This is a genomic window from Pararobbsia alpina, from assembly GCF_965118125.1.
GTDB classification, from domain to species: domain Bacteria; phylum Pseudomonadota; class Gammaproteobacteria; order Burkholderiales; family Burkholderiaceae; genus Pararobbsia; species Pararobbsia alpina_A.
The window spans coordinates 1,512,549-1,534,511 of record NZ_OZ221287.1 but is presented as its reverse complement, the minus strand read 5'-3'; the positions used below and the strand labels follow the sequence as shown (position 1 = coordinate 1,534,511).

Annotated in this window: 19 protein-coding genes and 1 pseudogene; 3 read left to right on the top strand and 17 right to left on the bottom strand. The window is 62.1% G+C overall.

Annotated elements, in window-relative coordinates; translation table 11 throughout:
- Positions 1-24: 24 nt before the first annotated feature.
- The 12 genes from ACMFWR_RS06565 to ACMFWR_RS06510 form a co-directional block, all read right to left on the bottom strand.
- On the bottom strand, positions 25-1,281 hold the full coding sequence (locus ACMFWR_RS06565; RefSeq protein WP_413194197.1) for an ABC transporter substrate-binding protein: 1,257 nt from the start codon (positions 1,279-1,281) through the stop codon (positions 25-27).
- A gap of 252 nt (positions 1,282-1,533) precedes the next feature.
- Entirely contained in the window at positions 1,534-2,241 is a 708-nt protein-coding gene (locus tag ACMFWR_RS06560; protein WP_413194196.1) for a transcriptional regulator NanR, read from the bottom strand.
- A gap of 200 nt (positions 2,242-2,441) precedes the next feature.
- Entirely contained in the window at positions 2,442-3,857 is a 1,416-nt protein-coding gene (gene oiaK / locus ACMFWR_RS06555) for a 3-oxo-isoapionate kinase OiaK (RefSeq protein ID WP_413194195.1), read from the bottom strand.
- Positions 3,854-5,098, bottom strand: coding sequence for a ribulose-bisphosphate carboxylase large subunit family protein (locus ACMFWR_RS06550; protein ID WP_413194194.1), 1,245 nt, complete (start codon positions 5,096-5,098; stop codon positions 3,854-3,856). The genes oiaK and ACMFWR_RS06550 overlap by 4 nt, the downstream gene beginning before the upstream one ends.
- Before the next feature lie 58 nt (positions 5,099-5,156).
- Positions 5,157-5,987: a phosphogluconate dehydrogenase C-terminal domain-containing protein gene (locus ACMFWR_RS06545; RefSeq protein ID WP_413194193.1), complete on the bottom strand. Its 831-nt coding sequence runs from the start codon at positions 5,985-5,987 to the stop codon at positions 5,157-5,159.
- 110 nt (positions 5,988-6,097) lie between these two features.
- On the bottom strand, positions 6,098-8,038 hold the full coding sequence (locus ACMFWR_RS06540; protein WP_413194192.1) for a hypothetical protein: 1,941 nt from the start codon (positions 8,036-8,038) through the stop codon (positions 6,098-6,100).
- Complete coding sequence (locus tag ACMFWR_RS06535) at positions 8,035-9,168, bottom strand: Gfo/Idh/MocA family protein (protein ID WP_413194191.1); 1,134 nt, start codon at positions 9,166-9,168, stop codon at positions 8,035-8,037. Before ACMFWR_RS06535 ends, ACMFWR_RS06540 begins: the two co-directional genes overlap by 4 nt.
- 178 nt (positions 9,169-9,346) lie before the next feature.
- Positions 9,347-10,411 (bottom strand): ABC transporter permease, encoded by a 1,065-nt coding sequence (locus ACMFWR_RS06530; protein WP_413194190.1) that lies wholly within the window; start codon positions 10,409-10,411, stop codon positions 9,347-9,349.
- A gap of 52 nt (positions 10,412-10,463) precedes the next feature.
- Positions 10,464-12,092 (bottom strand): sugar ABC transporter ATP-binding protein, encoded by a 1,629-nt coding sequence (locus ACMFWR_RS06525; protein WP_413194189.1) that lies wholly within the window; start codon positions 12,090-12,092, stop codon positions 10,464-10,466.
- Positions 12,089-12,820, bottom strand: a complete 732-nt coding sequence (locus ACMFWR_RS06520) for a DUF2291 family protein (RefSeq protein WP_413194188.1) — start codon at positions 12,818-12,820, stop codon at positions 12,089-12,091. The genes ACMFWR_RS06525 and ACMFWR_RS06520 overlap by 4 nt, the downstream gene beginning before the upstream one ends.
- Positions 12,821-12,827: 7 nt before the next feature.
- On the bottom strand, positions 12,828-13,766 hold the full coding sequence (locus tag ACMFWR_RS06515) for a D-ribose ABC transporter substrate-binding protein (RefSeq protein WP_413194187.1): 939 nt from the start codon (positions 13,764-13,766) through the stop codon (positions 12,828-12,830).
- Between the two features lie 367 nt (positions 13,767-14,133).
- The gene (locus ACMFWR_RS06510; RefSeq protein WP_413194186.1) at positions 14,134-14,334 is read right to left on the bottom strand and encodes a hypothetical protein; all 201 of its coding nucleotides are present in this window, start codon (positions 14,332-14,334) and stop codon (positions 14,134-14,136) included.
- Positions 14,335-15,032: 698 nt separating this feature from the next.
- Between ACMFWR_RS06510 and hfq the strand changes: the two are divergent.
- Positions 15,033-15,263, top strand: a pseudogene (gene hfq, locus ACMFWR_RS06505) (RNA chaperone Hfq); the annotation flags it as partial.
- Positions 15,264-15,440: 177 nt separating this feature from the next.
- Here hfq and ACMFWR_RS06500 read toward each other — a convergent pair.
- Both ACMFWR_RS06500 and ACMFWR_RS06495 read right to left on the bottom strand, forming a co-directional pair.
- Positions 15,441-15,986, bottom strand: a complete 546-nt coding sequence (locus tag ACMFWR_RS06500; protein ID WP_413194185.1) for an OmpA family protein — start codon at positions 15,984-15,986, stop codon at positions 15,441-15,443.
- A 388-nt stretch (positions 15,987-16,374) separates the two neighbouring features.
- Positions 16,375-16,572 (bottom strand): CsbD family protein, encoded by a 198-nt coding sequence (locus ACMFWR_RS06495; RefSeq protein WP_413194184.1) that lies wholly within the window; start codon positions 16,570-16,572, stop codon positions 16,375-16,377.
- A gap of 451 nt (positions 16,573-17,023) precedes the next feature.
- Here ACMFWR_RS06495 and ACMFWR_RS06490 point away from each other — a divergent pair, with 451 nt between their 5' ends.
- Together ACMFWR_RS06490 and fumC are read left to right on the top strand one after the other, a co-directional pair.
- Positions 17,024-18,700 (top strand): phospholipase D family protein, encoded by a 1,677-nt coding sequence (locus ACMFWR_RS06490; RefSeq protein ID WP_413194183.1) that lies wholly within the window; start codon positions 17,024-17,026, stop codon positions 18,698-18,700.
- Positions 18,701-18,830: 130 nt separating this feature from the next.
- A complete protein-coding gene (fumC, locus tag ACMFWR_RS06485) occupies positions 18,831-20,228 on the top strand; it encodes a class II fumarate hydratase (RefSeq protein ID WP_413194182.1) in 1,398 nt (465 codons plus the stop codon).
- A gap of 35 nt (positions 20,229-20,263) precedes the next feature.
- On the opposite strand, the gene ACMFWR_RS06480 is transcribed toward fumC, so the two are convergent.
- The 3 genes from ACMFWR_RS06480 to orn all read right to left on the bottom strand — a co-directional run bounded on the left by ACMFWR_RS06480 (position 20,264) and on the right by orn (position 21,860).
- A complete protein-coding gene (locus tag ACMFWR_RS06480) occupies positions 20,264-20,821 on the bottom strand; it encodes an acyl-CoA thioesterase (RefSeq protein WP_413194181.1) in 558 nt (185 codons plus the stop codon).
- Between the two features lie 27 nt (positions 20,822-20,848).
- Entirely contained in the window at positions 20,849-21,022 is a 174-nt protein-coding gene (locus ACMFWR_RS06475; protein ID WP_413194180.1) for a hypothetical protein, read from the bottom strand.
- A gap of 211 nt (positions 21,023-21,233) precedes the next feature.
- Complete coding sequence (gene orn / locus ACMFWR_RS06470) at positions 21,234-21,860, bottom strand: oligoribonuclease (RefSeq protein WP_413194179.1); 627 nt, start codon at positions 21,858-21,860, stop codon at positions 21,234-21,236.
- Positions 21,861-21,963: the final 103 nt, after the last annotated feature.

The window sequence follows — 21,963 nt, the reverse complement described above, 5'->3', positions numbered from 1 at the left end:
TGCTGCGCCAAACCTTCACGTTGCTTAATGCTTGCGATTGGCAATAAACGTCTGCATGCCCTTTGCCGCATCGGCAGGCTGCATCGCGTCCGATGCGACCTGATTGATGATGCGCCAGTATTCCGTCGTCACATCGAGCGGAAACGCCTGATCGCCATTCGCGTAGGTGTCTTTCGAATCCGCAAAGATCTGTCGCCACTGCTTATCGAGGTCAACCGAATCCGACTTGTAGTCGACCGTCTTGACGACGGAAATCGAACTGAACTTGCCCAGATACTTCTGCTGCTCTTCGGGCGACGTAATGAAGTTCAGGAAATCTTCGGCGGCTTCCTTGTTCGGGCTCTTCGACGAAACGTAAAAGTATTCGCTGAAGAAATACAGGCGCTGCGTGCCTGTAGGGAACAGGAACAGTCCGAAGTTCGAGATATCGGTGTGCGACTTGATCATGCCCACGAACCAGTCGCCTTCAAGCGCCATCGCGGTACGTCCCGCGTAAAACAGCCCTTGCGCCTGATCGTCGGCCAGCCCCATAAAGGGCTTGAGCATATAGTTGTCGGCCCACTTCTTGAGCTCGACAAAGCTCGCAGTCGCGCACGGTTCGGTGGCCCAACTCGCCTTCATGCTCGTGAGTTCATCGTGCTTGGCAGCACCACACTTGGCCTCGAGGATTTCATCCATCAGGCGCATCAGGTGCCAGTTCACACTGCCGCCGAATACGATGGCCGGGATGTGCGCGGCCTTGAGCTTCTCCGCATCGGCAACCAGCTCGTCGTAGCTCTTCGGCGGCTGGGCGATACCCGCTTTCGCGAACAGGGCCTTGTTGTAGTACAGGCCTTCACCGTGAATCACGAAAGGCACGCCATGCCGGCCGCCCGGATAGCGCTTCGAATCGGACAGCGCGGGTGTCGAAAAACGGTCGTCCCATTTGTACTTCGCATAGGCCTGATCGAGCGGTGCGCTCGCGCCCGCAATCGCGAACTCGCCACCGAGTCCGAGCCCGCCCCACATGTAGTAGAGATCAGGACCCTGTCCCGACTGCATCGCCACGCGCAGCGCCGTCTTGTGTTCGTCAATGCCGCGCGTTTCCCATTTGACGTCGACATCCGGATGCTTGGCCGTGTAGTCGGAAATCATCCCCTGAAAGGCTGCGCGGCCGTCATCGCTCCAGGGAATCGTCCACACCTTGAGAGTCGTCTTCGCCTGCGCGACAGAACCTGCACACAGCAGTGCCACTGCGGCCAGCGTACTCGCCCAACGCGCGGCCTTACCCAGATGCTTCATGTCGTCCTCCAAATCATTGTTGTTGGCCGCGGTTCACACGCGGGCATGGACGGGCGGTCAGCACTGAAGGGCTTCCGCGCTCTCATAATGTGGACTCATTACATCATCACCTCATGATACCAGTCAAGGCGCACGAAGATCAGTGAAATCCCGGAAATGACAGAGGTACGGATAAAGCCGGAACCAGGTTGCCCGATCCCAATCAGGAAGCGGACAAGGCGTACGCAACGAGCACGACTTGTCCGATCGCGTTCAGGTCTGCCCTGCGCGGCGATACAACTCGTTGGCGCGACTTAAATGCTGATGCATGGCCTCGGCTGCGCCGTTGCCATCACGCTTGGCAATGGCGTCGACAATGCGTTGATGTTCGCTGAGTGTGAGCTCCTCGACACCCGGCGCACGGACCAGCGGGCGGTAATACTCGCTCGCCCAGCGAAACAGCGATTCGACAATGGCAGGGAAAATCGGGTTACCGCTAATCAACGCGATCTCGCGATGAAATGCCATATCGCGTTCAATGAATTTCTCGAGGTCGACCATCGACGCGCGTTGCTGGGCCACGCGCAACTGAAGGTTCGCTACATCTTCGTCGGTCGCCCGCTCGGCGGCCAATCGCGCCAGGCCCGTTTCGAGAAAGACGCGCGCCTCTTTCAGATGGCCCAGCATATCGGGCTGGGTCCGCAGCAAATGCATGGCGCCGCCAGCGACCTGGGCGATCAGCCGTTCGGCAGTCGGCACCACCACGCGCGCACGTTCGCCGTGGGCAATCTCGACGATGCCGGAACGCTCGAGCGCCTGCAGCGCTTCGCGGATCGCGGGCCGCCCCACGCCGTATTGCTCCATCAACTCCCGTTCGGACGGCAATTGAGCACCCGGCGCAATCTCCCCGCTGCGGATGCGGTCCATGAGCCGGTCGAGTACCTCCTGGTACAACTTCCGGCGCGGAATGGTCTCAGCCATGAATCAACCTGATTGGTGTCGTTTGGTCTGATGACAGTACCACGGACTTTCAGCCTGATGGAAGTGTTCAGCCTGAGGAAAGCGTGACACGGGCGTGGACCTTTGGGCCCATCATCGTGCGCCAAACCTCAGGGAACCCTGCAGTGCCTGTCGCCCTCGCTGCCCCCGATTCCGTCGATCCCCACCGCTCGCTCGCCTTGTTACGCGCTTTGAGTCGCTTGTCCTTGCCGCCCTGGCTGCCCTTGCTGCCCCTTTGGCCCGTCGCGCACCTCACGAAAGAACTCCGCCCCGCCGATTTGCCCGCCCTTGAGCACGATCTGAAGGCCGTCGCGGCGCGCGTCCTCTGACCACGCCCGGCATACAGGCGCACCGGGCGCCATCGCTGCAGCCACGCTGAGCGCAGTCACACCCAGCGCACTCGCGACTTCGCCCGAGCTGTCGCCCCCCGCCACGACGACGCGATCGAGCGAGACACGATCGAGTATGCGCTGCATGACAGCCGCGAGTGCCTGCCCGATGGCCCGCGCCGCATCGCCCCGACTGATACCCGCTGCGCGCGCACTGTCGTCGAACCGCATCACGCTCGGATCATCCGGCCCTTCGGCGCTGAACACCACGGCACTTTGCCCGCGGCTCAGCGCATTGACCGCTGCACTCGCTGTGCGCTCGATTTCGCGTTCGCGCGTGGCTGTCGCAAGGACGCATTCGATAGCGAGCCGCTCGGTATGAAACCCCGCCTCGCGCGCGTGGCGAATCTGTCCGGCCGTCACCGGTGAACAACTGCCGCTGACCACCGCGATCTGTCCGACAGGTTCGGCCTCGGGAAGCGTCACCGTGTCAGGTACCCATCCACGCGCTCGCCAATACGCGCCGAGCGCATATTGAAGGCCCGACGACGATGCGGTGAACAGCCTGTCCCCACGGCGTTCCCAAATGGCCTCGCCGGCGGCCTCAAGTGTTTCTGCATCGAGCACGTCGAGCAGTACGATCGGCGTGTCGTTTCCGGCCAGCGAATCGATGTGCTCGATGCCGCGTGCGCTGCGAAGGCTCAGCATGTCGACAAGCTCGATGCGTCGCGCGGTTTGCTCGCGCAGATGCAGTCGAAGATCGGCCTCATGCATCGGCGTCACAGGATGCCGGGACATCGTCGGATGCCGATCGAGCCGGTAACCCACGCCATCGACGGCAGCAAACAGATTCCCGAACATCTGATACCGGCGCAGACGCGGCGCACCGACCACCATCGGCGACCAGCGGCCGCCGACCGTTTCGATGCCAATGTCGATGGCACGTCCGATCGAACCCACTTGCGGTGACGAATCGAAGGTCGAACAGATCTTGTACTGCACGATCGGTGCTCCGAGCGCCACCAGACTCGCGAACGCCTCGGGCAAGGCCTGTGACATCCACTCCGGGCTGCGTCCTCGCGACGAACCTGCGATCCCGACGCAGCGCACATCAGGGAAACGCGCGAGCAGCTCGGGCGTCGGTGGCTCCAGACACAACAGCGTCGGGATGCCGGCCGCGGTCATTGACTCCATCGCGTCCGTCGAACCGGTGAAGTCGTCGCCGTAGTACGCAAGCAGCACGCCCGGTGGCAACGCCGTCGACGTCATTGCCAGAACTCCAGCGCCGTGCGCAACGATGGCACGCGCTCGGCGTGATCGGCGATCGGCTTCGCGTCCAGTGCGGCCACCCACGCCTCGCGCAGGGCTTCGACACCCGCGCTCACACCGCCGGGATGCGCGAAGATGCCGCCGCCCGCCGTATGGATCAGATCGGCCGTGCCGATCGCGCGATACGTATCCGCCGCCTGGAGCCCCGTTTGCCCGGAGCTGAACACAGGCATGGCGCGCATCGGATGATCATTCGAAATCGGCTGGAGCACGGCACGAGCGGCTTCGATCACACTGTCGTCGCTCTCGCTGAACTTGTTGCGCAGGCCATTCACGTGAAGATGATCGGCACCGAGCAGACGCCAGATCATCTGCCACGGCGCATAGTCCCACCCGAGCTCGGGGCAGCGCGACAAATAGCCCCAACCTGCGCGATGCCCGTGAATCGGCAAGCTCGCATGACGGCGCAGCTCCTGCAAACCCACGATACCGATTGAATTCAGCACCGCCATCACGCACGTGCCACCCTCCCGCAGAACGAGGTCATGACGACGCTTCATCTCGTCAAGGCTGCCCGTCAGATTGAACGCGACCATCGCCTTCTTGCCGGTCCGTTCCGCCGCTTCGTTGACCACACGCATGACGGCGCGCACGCGTTCGTCGAACGGGCAATGAGGACCGTCTGCCTGAAGCTCGTCGTCCTTGATGAAGTCGATACCGCCGGCGACCAGCTCTTCGACCTGCTCGGCCGTCTGCTCCGGCGAGAGTCCGACGCTGGGTTTGATGATCGTGCCGATCAATGGGCCACGATGCACGTCGCTCAGGCGACGCGTGCCTTCGATACCGAACGCGGGCCCCGGATACGCGGCCAGAAATGACGGCGGCAAACGCAGGCCCGTGATACGCAACCCCGACACCTGTCTCAACTCGAAGAGATTGCCGGCGATCGTCGACATGAGGTTCGGCACCGACGGCCCCATATTCTCGATCGGCCACGACAGCTCGAGTTCGCACCGCGTGTAGCGGTGCGCGCGCATGCCACCGGGGAGGCTCGGTGCATCGACTTGCCCGAGCACGTTCAATCGCTCCACGCGCGCGCCCGACCGCGCCTTGAGTTCAGGCGTCTCGTTGGGCAACGCGACAAACGTGCCGCTCGATTGCTCCCCCGCGATCACTTCAGCGGCGCGGGCCGGGTCATCGCCTGTCTCGAGCCAGTACGTCGCATGAATCCGTTCGCTCACAACCGTATTCCTCTTGGTAACAGATAAGGGATGTGGGCGACTCGGGCCCCGCCTCCATTCAGGTGATCCGGCGAATGCTTTCCGAGATCTCGCCGCGATCGAACACATGAATCCAGTCGTCGCGCATGAGACGAGGCTTGCCGAATTGAATGGCCTTGTTGCACGCATCCGAGAACGCACCCGGGATTTCGTTGAAAATCACGGCGCTCAGGATGTTCATGTGTCCGAGCAGGAAGTCGCGCGCGGCGTCCTTGGGCACACCACGCTTGACGGTCTCGTCCATCGCCTCGCGCATGACCTGCAACAACGTCGCGCAGACCGTTTCCGAGAGCCCCGGTTCGAGCAGCGCCATTTGTTCGACCGTCAGCCGATGCGAACGCAGGATCGGGGCATAGATGACCTTCGCAATGTCTTCGCCGAGATCGAACGCCGACTCCGGACCTTGCATCAATGCGCTGGTAATCGACTGCTTGGCGAACGCGCCGCCGAAGAAGTCGCGACGTGCGCGCGGATCATCATCATTGTTGAAAATGATCGGATGGCAGGGGTGCGCCACGAAGTACACGAGGTCCGGCCGCTCGGGCAGATGCCCGGCAAACGGCGCTGCCGCGTCGAGCGTCATCACCATCGTGCCGGCCTTCATCTTCGGCGAGATGTCGTGGCTGAGCTTGCCGATCAGCGTGTCCGGCACCGCAAGAATCACGACATCCGCGCCTTCGAGCGCATCATCGATCGACACGCACTCGATCTGGAGTTCGTCCTTGAGACGCTTGCGTCCCCCCTCGCTGACTTCGACGTGAGCCACGCGATAGTCGGACTTCAGCAAGTTGCTCGTCAGTCGGAACCCCATCTTTCCGCCCGCCCCGAACAAAGCGATCTTCTCTTTCATGCTCTCGTCTCCAAAGTGCGTCCGCTCGAATCAAACTGGTATGATGAGTAGACCATAACGCGTTATCGGCATACCATTCGGGTTATTACTAACCCGAAGCCATCGATCGCTTAGAAGGACATCGCCAGGCACGCATACGGCCTGAGCAAGCGCTCACGCTCGTCGAGCCGATCGTCGGACGGGGTGACCGTGTCATTGCGAAAGTCCGCCAGCGTGGTTTCGTCGAGCACCCACATGCGGGCGGCGCTTTGCAACGCCGAGAACCGGAATGCCTGCGTCTCGGGCGTGAGATTCGCCACCATCACGACGCGCTGTCCCGTGGGCGCTTGCCCTGCGAATGCCGCGATCTCGCCGGGACGGCTCGACCTCGCATCGATACGCGCGCCGCCGCCGAGCGAGGCGAGCGTCCTGATCACCGCGGCAATCGGGTATGGGCGCCCGTGTGCGTCGATAAAGCCACGCGCGCCGGTCAACCCGCCAACGGTCAACGCCGCCAATTCGGCTTCGGCAACCGCAGCGAGGTAGCCAACAAGCCAGGCCGCGCCGAACAAGCCCCGTTGCCGAGGATCGTCGTCCGCCATCGCGATGCGCTGTCGATGCGGATTGGGCATCGTGCGCGATCCATAGGGGTTCTGGCGCATGCCGATCGACAGCGGACCGATCGAATAAGGCCGATCGCCGATCAGCGCACGGCACGAGCGTGTGATGTGAGTGATCGCTTCGAGCGTTTGCATGACGCTCGTGTCGTCAGCGGCATGCACGATCGGACAGGTCGCGTGCACCACCTCATCGACCTGCCCGACGGGAGGACGCTTCCGATTGAACTCGGTGAAATAGCTCAGCATGCCGCCACTCAGGCGAAGCGCCGGAAAAGCACGGCGCGCACTGAGATAGACCTCGACGAGATCCGGACATGGCGGGCTTACGCTGCCCGGCGGATTGGACTGACGGTGGACCGACGGGCTGATCATCAGGCCTGCGATCGCAAGGCCGCTTTGGTCGAGCTCACGCTTGAGCACCGCAATCTCGTCAGCCGGGCTGTCGACACCGGGCAACGCATATTCGAGCGTGGCGCTGGCATCGATGTGCCGCATCAACTCAGCGTAGCGCGTGAGCACGCTGACGCCATGCCCGGCGAGCGGGTCGTAGTGCAGCGAAATCCGCTTCGGCGCAGTCGCGCGCAACGCCGCAAGGTGCTGGAACGTCGCGTCGAGTTCGTCGGGCGCGATGAGGATGCCGAGTTCGGGCAACGCGCCAGAACGATCACCCAGCGTGATATCCGCCGCCTGACGCTGGCCCTCCACTTCTTTGGCTGCCCCTACGGTCTCGTCGTGCGGCATTTCGTCGCGCACCGATATCCGTACAGCCTGCGAGAACGACTGCCCGGCTTCGAGCACAAACGGCCAGGGCAATTCGAGCGGCCGCGAATAGGTCTTGAACGAGGCATCGGACCAGTTGCGCTGATCCTCCATTTCGAACGTGTCGCCTTCGAGCGCGCAGCGCAACCACTGATGCCCGAGCAAGCGATGCTCGATGACACGAATGTCCTTGAACGGTTGCCACGGATCGATGGCATCCGGAAAGCGCCCCGGCGCGATCCGCCCGTCGCCGTGCTCGACAATGGCCTCGACGCCGGCGACCCCGTCGATGGGGTGCAGCACGCAGAATCCGCTGCGTGCCGTCAGGAAATCCGTCCGCGTGATGCAATCCGCCGTACACGAGATGCCTGTGTGTGCGTCGCCATCGAAGCGAATCCGGTATTCGAGTTGCTGGCCGTCGGGATTTGCGCACGTCGCCGTGTAGTGCACACGAAACGCATCACCTGTTTCAACGACGTCGAACGCGTCGATGCGCGGCGAACAGGTGCCCCAGTCACGGTCGCGAACCAGAAACGCGATCGAACGAATCACTTCGCGACCCTCACAGCGAATATCGCGCAAGGCGCCGTCGATCAGCAAAGCGGACCAGCGCCCCGCCTCGAGTCTGCGTGCTTCAGGGACAGGTTCTGCTGTCCCGTAATAAAGCTCGGCCAGGGCAAGGTCACGATTCATGCTGAAGCCCGATCCGCCATCTGAGGCGCGTGTGGCGCCGATCCGCTATCGAGGTGCGACCACAAGCTGTCCGGAACGATCGTCTTGCGTTCCTTCGCCGATAGATACACGGCCTCGACAAGCGCCAGGGTCTTCAGATTGTCGCGACCGGACGTTGCGGGCTCGCGCCCCGCGCGAAGACAATCGAGCCAGTGCGATTCGATGCGCAACACGCTGTCCTGAATCGCTTCCCACGGCGATTGCGCCCAATGCAGCGCGGGCGGTGCACACACGCGTTCGTGCGTGCCAAGCGCGTTATGGATCTGCACGCGATAGTCCGCGAACAAACGCAGCGTGCCCTCGGAGCCATCCACCTCGACCAGCGTTTGCGGAAACAATTCGTGCGGCAGCCGCGACGCATAGCTGCAATCGACGACACTCGAGACACCGGCCGTATGAGACATCAGCACGGTCGCGACATCCTCGCCGTTGATCGACGGGTTGACGCGTGCAATCGTCGCACTCAGTGTGTCGACATCGCCGAAAAGATATCGCGCGATATCGAGCACATGGATCCCGAGATCTTCGACGATAAAACGCCGCCCTTGAGCGAGGTACGGTTGCCCGCTGAACACATCGAACGCAGACCGAAACGAAACACGCCCCCAGAACGGACGTCCGATCTCGCCGGCGCTCAGCGCATCACCAACGGCTCTAATCGCCGACTGCCAGCGGAAATTCTCATGGACCATCAACGCGACATTTGCACGCTCGCACGCCGCGACCATCGCATGCGCATCCTCGAGTGTCGACGCAAAAGGCTTCTGGCAAATCACCGAAACGCCATGCGACGCCGCCAGTTCAACAAGCGGCCGATGGCTGGCCACGGTGGTCGCGATATCGACGAAATCGAGCGCTTCGTCTTTGAGCATCTGCGCAGCGTCGGTGTAGCGCTTTGCGACGCCGAAGGCCTGCGCGGCGTCATTGAGGCGCGTGACGTCTGCATCGCAAAGCGCAACGATCTCGACGCCATCAAGGTCGCGCCACGCGTTCAAATGATTGCGCGCAAAAAAACCGCAGCCAATCAGCGCACCTCTCACCACGCCCGTCTTTCCACCCTTCGCCTGCGCCGTCATTGCACCAGCCTCCACGCCTGTCTCCTTGCGTTTCGTGAATCGAGCCTGCTCGTTACTGCTGAATGTTGCTGAATGTTGCTGAGTGTTGCTGAATGTGCGACGCGATTGCGTATGGGGAGCGGTGCTTGCGCCCGGTCCGATGTGCGTCGCCTGCACACGCCTGTTATCGACGCCTGTTACTCACGCCGGTTTCTCACGCCGGTTTCTCGGCCTGCTTCTCAAGCGCAAATCGTTGCTGCATCCGTCGCTGAACCTGATCGACCACCACCGCTGCAATGATGACGACGCCTTTGATCACCGTCTGCCAGAAGGAACTGACCCCCATCATGACGAGCCCGTCCGACAGAATGCCAATCACGAACGCACCGATGATCGTGCCGCCGATCTTGCCCCGGCCTCCGGACATCGACGTTCCGCCCAGCACGGCCGCCGCAATCGCGTTGAGTTCGAACGTTTCACCCGTCATCGGATGCGAAGCGACAAGCTCGGACGAAATAATGAGCCCGACAATCGCCGCACAGAAGCCCGAGAACATATACACAAACATCTTGATGCGGTTCACGCGCACACCCGACAGCTGGGCCGCACGCTCGTTGCACCCCACTGCGTAGATCTGCCGCCCTAGCGGCGTTCGCGCCGCGAGATAGGCGGCCCCGACTCCGACGAGCACGAGAAGCCACACGGTCAACGGCACACCGAGCCACATGGCCGAGCCGAGAACCGGAAATCCGGTCGTGCCGTACGAGGCATTGCCGATCAGGTTCGGGAACGTCGAACCACTCGACGACAGCAACGCAGCGCCACGAGCGATATAGAGCGTGCCAAGCGTGGCAATAAAAGGCGCGACGTTCAGCCGGGTGATCAGCAGCCCGTTGATCGCGCCAATCACGATGCCCGAGATCAACGCGACGACGATCACGAGCGGCACACTCAGATACAACGTATAGCCGCCCAGCGGGATCCCGTTCAGAATCAATCCACCCGCGACCATCCCCGACAGGCCCACGATCGAGCCCACGGACAGATCGATCCCGCCCGACACGATGACGAAGGTCATGCCGATGGCGAGAAACGCGTTGAGCGCCACGTGCCTCGACATGATCAGCAGATTCTCGAGACTCAGGAAGTTATGCGCGGCGAACGAGAAGTAGATCGCGACGGCGAACAACGCGATAAACGTGCGCAGCTTGAGCAAGAGCAGCAGCGGCGCTTCACCGACGGCCGCAACCGACGCCGGACGCTTGATAGCCAGACTCATGGACAACGCCTCCCGTGGCGTGCAAACGTAAAGTCAGTGAAGTCATACGCATTCATGCATGAACCTCCGGCGTGGAGATCGTGTCCGACTGCGTGGTATGCCCGGACCGCGTGACAGCGTGTCCGATGACGGAGGCCGCGACGATTGCACTGTCCGTCGCCGCGGCGCCTTCGAATTCAGCCGTCACCCGGCCGTTGGACATCACAAGGATCCGGTCCGAAAGCGCCTTGACCTCGGCGAGATCCGACGTGACAAACAGGATGCCGATGCCCTGACTCGCGAGGTCGCGCATGACCTTGAACACGTCGGCTTTCGCGCCGACATCGATGCCGCGGCTCGGCTCGTCGAGCAGCAGGACCTTGGGTGATGTCATCAGGCCACGCGCGATAACGACCTTTTGCTGATTCCCGCCGCTGAGCGAACTCACGGGCAGACGCCAGTCCGCGACCTTGATCGCGAGCTCACGGATATAGCGCGTGATCGACGACTGTTCGTCGCGCATCCGGATATCGAATCCGTGCGCAAGCGCCTGCAGGCTCGACAAGGTGATATTGCTGCCGATCGACAGCGATTCGAGTAGTCCGTCGGCCTTGCGGTCTTCCGGAATCAAGGCCAGGCCAAGCGCGACCCGCTGCGCGATCGACTTGCCGGCAAGCGGCGTGCCGCCGAGCGTGACGGTGCCGCTTGCGTGCCGATGGCATCCGAGCAGGCACTCGAACAACTCCGAACGGCCCGCGCCCATCAGACCGTAGATGCCGACGATTTCTCCGGCCCGCAAGGTCATCGACACGTGATCGACGAGATAGCCGGCGCCCTTGCGTGGCAAAGACACCGAATCGACGACCAGCACCGGGTCGCCGAGCGTGTGATCGACTGGCCGCGAAAAGTCCTTGGTCTCGCGCCCGACCATTTGACGCACGATCCACGGCACGTCGATGTCTTTCATACGCTGCTGACCCGTGATGTGTCCGTCGCGCAGCACGGTGATGTAGTCACCGATCCGCACGAGCTCTTCGAGCCGGTGCGAGATATAGACGATCCCTACGCCATGCGCCTTGAGCTCGGCGATCACGCGGAACAGCACTTCGACCTCGGCGGCGCTGAGCGCCGAAGTCGGTTCATCGAGGATCAGGATCTTCGCGTCCTGCGCGAGTGCCTTCGCAATTTCAACGATCTGTTGCTGACCGATGCGCAGATCTTCGACGAGCGTGTCGGGCGACACGTTGAGCTCGAGTCGCTCGAGCAGCGCGCGCACGCGTTCACGCTGCGTCGGGGCGTCGATATCGATGCCGCCGCGCGTGATTTCGTGCGCCATGAACACGTTTTCCGCGATCGACAGATTCGGAAACAGGTTGAGTTCCTGAAACACGATGCCGATGCCATGTCGGCGCGCCTCGACGCTGTCGGCGAGCACGACCGCTTCGCCGTCGATCACGATGCGCCCCGTGGTTGGCTGCTCGGCGCCCGCGATGATTTTCATCAGCGTCGATTTGCCCGCGCCGTTCTCGCCGACGAGCACATTGACGGCGGCTCCGCGAACCTGAAAATTGGCGTCCTTGAGCGCGATCGTGCCCGGGTAGACCTTGGTCACGTTTTCGACCGTGAGCAGCACCGGATGATCGAGTGCCGGGGAATCGGCATCGCTCATCGGGTTCGCCGGGTTCGCTGCGTCCGCGCTCATGACTTGTCTCCGAGCGTGACCTCGAGCGGCACCACTTCAGGCGTGTCGCTCATTCCGTCGTTCGTGAACGATCCGACGACCGAGACGCTTTTGCCCTTGAGATCGTTGCGCGGGAGTTTGGCGAGCACATGCGTCGCGGTGTACGCGTTAAGCGCCGTGCCGAACTTCGCGTAGTCGATCTGATTCTTGAAGTCGGTGAATGACACGAAATCCAGCGAGTCGCGCAGCGTCGTGCCCAGCAGGGTCGGTCCGATATCGACGGTCACATCGGCCTTGCCATTGCCCGTCGTATCGACGCCGACCGTGCCCTGGCTCGACGAGACATCGACCGAAACGATCGTGCCCTTCACGCGCGTCGGGAAATTCCACGGCGCGCTTTCGTCCTTGCCGCGATAGCCGTACTTCTTGCCCGCCGCATCGGCGTCGGCACTGATCGCGGTGCGCAATGTCGCATAGTCGGTTGCGCGATGTTCAATGGCTGGCACGACCTTGCTCTGCCAGATCGAGGCGACCATCTTGTTCGCGTTGAAGCCGTCGTCCGTATAGCTGTCGCCGGACTTCGCTGCGTCGGGATCGTTCTTGACCAGCTTGGTCCCATGAACGACCCCGACAATGCAGCAGACCACAACAATACCGGTGGCGAACCAGGTGTAGCGCACACGCCGCTGCGGCGGCGTAGGTGCCGCAAATGAGGAAGTCGACGGCGCTGCGGAATGTGCGTGCTTCATCGTAGCTCTACCGCAACGCAAACATATCGAGCTTGTCGGCGTTGGCCTTCGTGATCAGCGAGCAATTGATGAGCTGCTTCTCAGGCTTGCCGGTCGCACCGCTCTTCAGATAAGCGTCTGCCTGCTCGACTGCCTGCGTCGCCGCGAGCGCGGCTGGCTGAAGCACCGTCGCCTTGATCTCGTCGCGCTTGATCGCATCGCGCACGTCGTTGCTGCCGTCGAAGCCGACGACGATCACGTCGCTACGCTTGGCCGCCTTGAGTGCAGCCGATGCCCCCATGGCCATCGTATCGTTGCCGGCGATCACGCCTTTGAGATCCGGATGGCTCTGGATGATGCTCTCCATGACCTGATACGCCTCCGGCTGGCTCCAGTTGGCCGATTGCCGCGCAACGATCTTCATGTTCGAGAACTGGTCGATCACGTCGTGATACCCCTTCGAGCGGATACCGGCGTTCAGATCGGCTTCGCGGCCGACGAGTTCGACATAGTTGCCCTTCTCGCCCATCGCCTTCACGAACGCACGCGCGCCGAGCTGCGCGCCCTGGTAGTTGTTCGAGACGATCTGCGACACGGCGATACCGGTCGCGTTGATTTCACGATCAATCAGGAACGACGGGATTTTTGCGTCCTTGGCCTTCTGAACAGCGGAGATCGACGCTTCCGAGCCGGCGTTGTCAAGAATGATCGCCTTGGCGCCGCGCGAGATCGCGGTTTCGACCAGGCTCATCTGCTTGTTCGCGTCGTCGTCGTGGACGAGCACGATCGTGTCGTAACCCAGTGCCTTTGCACGCGCGTCGGCGGCGTCGGCTTCGGCCTTGAAGAACGGGTTGTCGTGGGAGGGAGTGATGATCGCGATAAGACCGGCGGCCTGGGCTGCACCGACGGATGAGAACAGGGCGAGTGCGGCCACCGCCGCGACAGCCCAACGGGTCGAGCGCTTCATGTTGTCTCCTGAGTGAGTGCTATGACTGCACTTCCATCACCGCGCGAGCCGCCCGGCAACCCCGCGTGAAATCAGACTGCTCCATGGCCATCGCTTCCGGGCTGGTACTGATGCTGTCATAAGGTCATCACACCAGTCAACGCGATTGAGACAAAGTTAGGGTTTCCGATATCCAGCGTCAGAGCGCGGATCGGATGGCCGAACAAGGCGGGATAGGGGGTGAATTGCGCGAGCCTTTGCAGCGTCGTAAGCGTGCGCGGCTGGCCGGGGTAACGAAACGCCCGGAATCAGAAGGCGTCGAGACGTGAGCGGAAGAACGAGAAGTCGATCAGGCGAGCTTGGATAAACCCGCCCCTGTCGGGCCTGCTCAGGCCCAGAACGAAGCGCGCGGCTTGTCGTTGACCGATTTGACCGGCTTGACCTCGGTATTGCAGCCGTGTCCGGCGACCCGGCGGCACTGGTGCCCCGCCGACGTGGACGGCAGCGCAACCACGGTGATAAACACCGAAGCGCAAAGCGTGGCCGCTGCCACGTGCTGCATATCCCAGCGGGAAAGGGGCTTTAACATGAGGAAAACCAGTCAATCTGTCCGTATGTTTGTGTTTACGTCCGCCGGGCGCCGGACTTTAACTAAACAGTCTTCGAATTACCGGATTTGTAAACTGCAGTGATGGTCAAACGATTTGTCTGAGAAAAAACAGGCGTTCCAATGTGGCCTGCGCAGAAGCGCATTTCCAGACGAAACGGGTCCGGGCAGAAGTCACTACCGGTCCGTCCTGGCGGGCGTTGAAGCAGCATGATTCAGCCGCACGAGTCCGCGCCATGAGTCGCGTGCGGGCGCACGTTCGTGATGACGCGCTTTCCGATCTGCCGCTCGGTTCCAACATCGCGCTCGCTTTATATGTACGCACTGCAGATACATTTTCAACTCAAACCGCTTAGTCTTACCCGATCGCTTTTCGTGTCTGCGCGCTGCCTGCAAAAAAGTCGGACGTCATCGACCCGGATCTCGCGACTCGATCGGTCTCGCCCCCGCACGCTCCCAAGTGCACAGAACGCTCAGCCCCCCCATCGATCAGCGCGTGTCTGTGCGCCACCGAGCACGCCGCGTGATCGCAGCGGGCCGTTCGAACAAAATATCGGTATGCCAGTGCCCGAGGCCGCCGCGTCCCGGCGGGGCCGAACAGATTGTGATCACATGTAAGGTACAAATGCGCGCGGCATGCGCTACCATTGCGACTGACCCGACTGTCCTGGCTCGATTCAATGTCGACTGAAACCGAAAATACGCATCCGCAAAGCGACTTCCTCAATGCCATGCGCAAGGAGCGCAAGACCGTCCAGGTCTATCTCGTGAATGGCATCCGGCTCGTCGGACGCATCGAGTCATTCGATCAGTTCGTCGTCATGCTGCAGACGCCGACCGGCGTCCAGGCGATTTACAAGCGCGCGATTTCGACGGTCCAGCTGGATACGGGGTCGCGCCCCGCACCGCGTCCGCGAGACGACTCGACGAGCGGCAACCCTGTCGTCTCGACACGCAAGCGCCGCCTGACGACCACCCCGCATTCCGAGTAACGACGGGCGCTCGCTAGCGGGCGCGCGAACCCACGCGTCACCCGCGCTCGCTGAAGGCGAGCGCATCATCCGGCCCTTCGGCCACTCCCTAAAGCCTTACTGCGTCAGGAAAATTTCGACGCGACGGTTGCGCGCACGACCGGCCGGGGAACTGTTGTCATCCACCGGATCGGCGTCGCCGCGGCCATCGACCGTCAGCCGTGCAGGATCGACGCCGTGTGCGGTCAGATACTCGGACACGCTGCGCGCCCGATTCTTCGACAGTGCCACGTTGAAGTCCGCGTCACCGCTGTTATCGGAATATCCGACGAGACGCAGGCGAATGTCCTGGTGACGGTTCAGACACTGCGAAAGCTGGTACAGCGAAGGCTGCGTCGCCACCTTGATCGCAGAGCTGCCCTTGTCGAACGAGGCGTCGGCAGGCAGATTGACCTTGAGCGAGCCGTCGTCTTGCGGCGACACGCTGAGGCTGCTACCCGAAGCGCCGGAGGCCAGCTCGGTCTTGATCGCTTGCCACGGATCTTTGGGCGCCGCGGGCTTGGCAACCGCGACCGGCTCCTTTTGTGTGCCGAACATCGAGCAGGCGCCAAGCAGCGCAGTGACGACCGCCACCACTCCCATGCGCGAAAGCGTGTTCCCCAAGACCGTTTCTCCGTTGTTCTACGTTGACCGGCCGTATGACGCAGTGCGCGCCGTGGCCCCCTGCTGCCGGGGCAGCAAAAAAACGCGGCCTATTTTGACACCGGGAAACGAATTAGGAAACGTGCGCAGCGAAATGGGCGGGCGCAAATAAAAAGCCGTCCCCGGCCTGAAGACCGGGGACGGCGGCGAAACAAGGGGTGTCGGGGTCGTCGGCGCGAGTCGGGTCGGTCACCCGGCATCGCTGCCTGCGACGGGACACCCCTGTGAACCCGACTCGGTGGAAAACGGTGTGCTGCGGACTATCCCTCGCGAAACGCCATGCGACGGATCAGCCGACAAGTCGTACCGCCTCGGCCTCTATCAGGTTCGACACAGAGTGGCGACGCGCTCAGTGATGTTTGTCTTCGCGCTTGATGTCCTTTTTCACCTCTTCCTTGGCATCGCCATAATTTGCCTGGGTTTTGCCGACAGCCTGTTGAAGGTCACCCTTCAGTTCGCGGGCCGGATTGTTGGTTACCTTGCCCACTGCCTCGTTGACCTTGCCCTTGACTTGTTCAACACGGCCATGCGTTTGATCCTTGTTCATGATTCGCTATCTCCTGTTTGACAAGCCCGCAACATTGCGCGGCATGGTTCAAAGTGTGCAGCTTTCGTACCGCCGTTCGTAGTCTCGTCAGTCGGAATCGTGTGTAGGACGTTGCCTGCATTCCCTTACAAACCAGGCAATTTGTACGTATAGACTTCATCGTGCGAGTGCGATGGCGATTATTTTCCGGTTTATTGCTTCATCACTGGGCGTTTTGACGTGCTGGCTCCAAAGGTTTGTCAAACCTGACCTAGAATCCATTCAAGCCCTATTGAACGTTGCGCTTCGCGAATTAGCGCGGAATCAGGCATAGCGAGCCACTATCCTGGCCCGTGGATCCGCGCTGCGGGGATTCCGGGCAGCTGCGTCCCGGGCACAGACCGCGAGGCATCAGCGCGGGCACATGACTTGCAATTGCACGCTCGATTCGCGACTTCCCGTCGAGGCACTCTTGACAGACCGCCGCAACGCAACGTCGCTTCAGGCGAGCCTGTCCGGCGCCCTGTTAGCGATTCGAACCCGACCGTTCCTGCCACGCTGGACCGCTTTTGCGTCCACCCTCGTGCTCGCGCTGTGCCTCGGCGCTTGCGCGACCCGGCCACCCGTCACCGCCTTTCACCGCGACGCATCGTTCGCGATTCCGCAGAGCATGCCGACGCATATTGGCGACGCGCTTGCCGCGCGCGAGGTCGCGCACCCTGGCGTCAGCGGCTATCGGCTGCTTCGCACCGGCTCGGCAGCGCTTCAGGCCCGTCTTGCACTCGCGAACGCCGCGCAGCGCACGCTGGACTTGCAGTACTACATCGCCGACGAAGACGACACCGGCAAGCTCGTGCTCGAAGCCGCGCTGCGCGCCGCCGATCGCGGAGTGCGCGTACGCATGCTGATCGACGATCTGAACTTCAAGGATCTCGACAACATCATGCTCACGCTGAACAACCACAAGAACATCGAGATCCGCGTGTTCAACCCGTTCGCGACCGCCGACGAAGGGATGTTTGCGCGAGTCGGCAACGCGATGACCGACCTCGACACGCTGGATCGGCGCATGCACAACAAGGCCATGATCGTCGACAACCAGATTGCGGTCGTCGGCGGGCGCAATATCGGCGACGAATATTTCGACGCGAGCCCCAATCTCGTTTTCCGCGATCTCGACGTGATCGTCGCCGGTCCACTGGTCTCGGGTGTTTCGGCGAGCTTCGACGAGTTCTGGAACAGCGACGAGGCCTATCCGCTCCATGCGCTGAACAACACGTCGATCGATCAGGCGGACATCGACAAGGTCCGCAAAGACCTCGGCGAGCACTGGCAGAAGGAGTTTGCCGACACCCACGACAAACCCCTGTATCAATCGTCGATATCGGACCAGCTGACACGGGAAGCGATCGGGCTTGTGTGGGCCCCTGGCGAGTTGCGCGTCGACCACCCCGAGAAGATCGAAGGCGATCCCGACTATGAGAGCCCGCCGGCGCGCAGACTCGGAGAACTGGTGCGCGGTGCGCACACGTCGGTCGATCTCATTTCCCCGTATTTCGTGCCGCACGACCACGGTGTCGAAACAATCCGTACGTTAAGCGCACAGGGTGTGCACTTCAGGATTCTGACGAACTCGCTGGCATCCACCGACGCGGTCGCCGTCCACGCCGGCTACAGCCCCTATCGCAGGCCGCTGCTCGAGGCGGGTGTCGAGCTCTACGAGTTGAAGCCGGTTCAGACCGACGTCCATGTCGGTGGGCTGATGGGATCGGAATCGCGTGCTAGCCTTCACGCGAAGGCCTATGTCATCGACCGGCAAATCGCCGTGATCGGATCGATGAACCTCGACCGGCGCTCCATCGGCCTGAACACGGAGCTCACGGTCGTGATTCACTCGCCGGTCATCGCGGGGGAGGTCGAGGAAGTCTTCGAGCGGGCGATTTCGCCGCGCACGAGCTATCGCGTCATGCTCGCGTCGCAGGCCGAAGCCGCACAGTTGATTCCGCCCGGCTTATCGCCGTCGTCACTGGTCTGGATCACGGAAGACAACGGCACGCGCCGGACCTATAACACCGACCCGGATGCGGGATTGTGGCGCAATATCGAGACCGGGATATTCTTCGTGCTGCCGGTCAAGAACCAGCTCTGAGCCGCTCAAAGCGGCGCGAGCCGCGCGGCCTCGATGTGCGAACCCGCGCGCCCCTGGACCCGTCGGCGACCGACCATCCAGGTGACCTGCCCCCCTGCGTCCAGTGCCTTTTTTGTGGAGTGCCAGTCCGATGTCTGAAGCCAACCGTTTCGAACGCGATACGTTCGGTGAAATCGCTGTGCCCAGCGCCCGCTTGTGGGGCGCGCAAACGCAACGCTCCCTGCAGAATTTCAAGATCTCGACCGAAAAGCAGTCGCCCGAACTGATCCACGCGCTCGCGGTGATCAAGCGCGCAGCCGCCGAGGTCAACCGCTCGCTCGGCGTGCTGGCCGACGACAAGGCGCATGTGATCATCGACGCGGCCCAGGAAGTGATCGACGGCAAGCACCCCGATGAGTTTCCGCTGGCGGTCTGGCAGACGGGCTCGGGCACGCAGACAAACATGAACCTCAACGAGGTCATCGCGAATCGCGCAAGCGAGTTGCTGGGCGGCGAGCGCGGCGAATCGCGGCTTGTGCACCCGAACGACGACGTCAATCGCGGTCAGTCGTCGAACGACGTGTTTCCGACGGCCATGCACGTCGCCGCCGCGCAAGCGATGGCCAAGCGCCTGGTCCCTGCCCTCAAGAATTTGCACGATACGCTCGCGGCCAAATCGCGGGCCTTCACCGACATTGTCAAGATCGGCCGCACGCACCTTCAGGACGCCACGCCGCTGACGCTGGGCCAGGAGTTCTCGGGCTATGTCGCCCAGCTTGAACAAGGCATTCGCCATGTCGAGTCCGCCCTGCCCCACCTGTACGAACTCGCGCTCGGCGGCACGGCTGTGGGTACGGGTCTGAACGCGCACCCCGAATTTGCGGGAAAGGTTGCGACGGAAATCGGCAAGCTTACCGGGCTGCCGTTCGTCACGGCTCCCAATAAGTTCGAGGTCATGGCGGCCGCCGATGCGCTCGTATTCGCGCATGGCGCGCTCAAGACGGTCGCTGCGAGTCTGATGAAGATCGCGAACGATGTGCGCTGGCTGGCGAGCGGTCCGCGTTGCGGGCTCGGCGAGCTGTCGATTCCGGAAAACGAGCCGGGCAGCTCGATCATGCCGGGCAAGGTCAACCCGACGCAATCGGAAGCCGTCACGATGTTGTGCTGCCAGGTGTTCGGCAACGATGCGGCGGTCAACTTCGGCGGCGCGAGCGGCAATTTCGAGCTCAACGTGTTCCGGCCGATGATTGCGCACAACGTGCTGCAATCGATCCGCCTGCTCACGGACGGCGCGCAAAGCTTCAACGATCATTGCGCGATCGGCATCGAGCCGAATCGTGCGCGCATCGACTCGCTGCTCAATGAATCGCTGATGCTGGTGACGGCCCTCAATCCGCACATCGGCTACGACAAGGCCGCGAAGATTGCGAAGAAGGCCCACAAGGAAGGCACGACGCTCAAGGCTTCAGCACTTGAGCTGGGCTTTGTTACGGAAGCCCAGTTCGATGAGTGGGTGAAGCCCGAGCAGATGGTGGGCAAGCGCGGGTAAGCAACAGTGCGATGGCGCGGGAAAAACGCCCGCGCTTACACCTTGCCCGTCGTCACCTCGTCGGGTTTCATTTCGACGATGGCGTCGAGGGCCGCGCGCACATCGTGTGCGTAGCGTGCGAGGCGCTTTTGTTCGTCGGTCTTCGGTTCAAACGCGGGCACGGGCATCGGACGGCCGTTGCTGTCGACGGCCACGAACACGACCAGACAGTCCGTCGTCATTTCGAGTTCGCCTTCCTTCGGGTCGCCTGCGTGCACTGACACGTGGATATGCATGCTCGTGCGTCCCGTCGCGACGATCTTCGCGCGCAGCTCGACGAGGTTGCCGACATGCACGGGCCGGCGAAAGCGGATATTGCCAACGCTGACCGTCACGGCGTAACGGCCCGACCACATCGCCGCGCACGCATAGCCCGTTTCGTCGATCCACTTCATCAGCGCACCGCCGTGCACCTTGCCGCCGAAATTCACGGACGAGGGTTCGGCGAGAAAGCGGAAAGTCGTTTCCGAGCGGTCGAGGATCGTCTGGCGCGGCAGCGCGCTTTTTGCGGCGTCGGGCGAACTTTGTTGTTGCTGCTCGTCGGCTTGGGTCATGCGGGGCTCCGGTGAGGATGTGGCTTGTTATTTACGTGTGACGGCAACGCCCTCGTCGATGACGCCGTACGCTGTGACGTTGCCGGTCGGCACGGCGGCGCTGTCGCCACCCGCCCCGCCCTGCGCACACGCAGCAAAAAACGTGGCGACGGTGCCTGCAGCCAGCGCTGCAAGCGCGATTCGGATCAGTCTTGCCTTCATGATGGTGTCCTGCTGGTGTCCTGCCGGTGTCCTGCCTGAAGACGGTCGGCGATGAGCGGCCATTCTAGCGCGCACCCATGCGCTGCCTCAGTTCGGTCGATTCGATGTGAATGCGCCGGCAGATTCGCTGGCGTCACGTCGTCGCGGTCATTCAGCCCGGCGACGTCATGAAGGACGCGCGCCGCGCCATCGCTTCAAGCTATCACCGCGTTCAGGCCGAGGCTTCCTGGCGAATGAAATGCTCGCGGTAGTACTTGAGCTCGTCGATCGACTCCTGAATATCGGCGAGTGCGGTATGTGCGCCGCGCTTCGTAAAGCCCTTGAGCAACGCGGGCTGCCAGCGACGGCACAATTCCTTGAGCGTGCTGACGTCGAGATTGCGATAGTGAAAGAAGCTTTCGAGCGCCGGCATATGACGCGCCATAAAGCGGCGGTCCTGGCAGATCGAATTGCCGCACATCGGCGATTTGTTCGGCGGGACGTATTGATTGAGGAACGTCTTCAGAATCTCGATCGCCTGCGTCTCGTCGATCGTGGACGCCTTCACGCGGTCAATCAGACCCGAACGGCCGTGCGTATTCTTGTTCCAGTCATCCATCGCGTCGAGCACGGCGTCGGATTGATGAATGGCGATCACCGGGCCTTCGACAGCGTTCGCGAGCTGCGAATCGGTCACGACGACCGCGATTTCGATGACCCGGTCGTTGTCGGGATCGAGCCCCGTCATTTCCATGTCGACCCAGATCAGGTTCAGTTCATTGCGCACGAGCGTCTGCGGCGTACCGGCAGCGTTCGAATCGGGAGTGGCAATCGGGTCGGTCTGAGGCGTGATGTCCATGGGGTGCGCAAGGGTGGAATTCAATCGTCTGCGCGGCCGCGAGAATGCGGCGCGCCGCAACAACTTATAATTGTCGCATAGCTCTTTCGAGCCCTTTCGAACG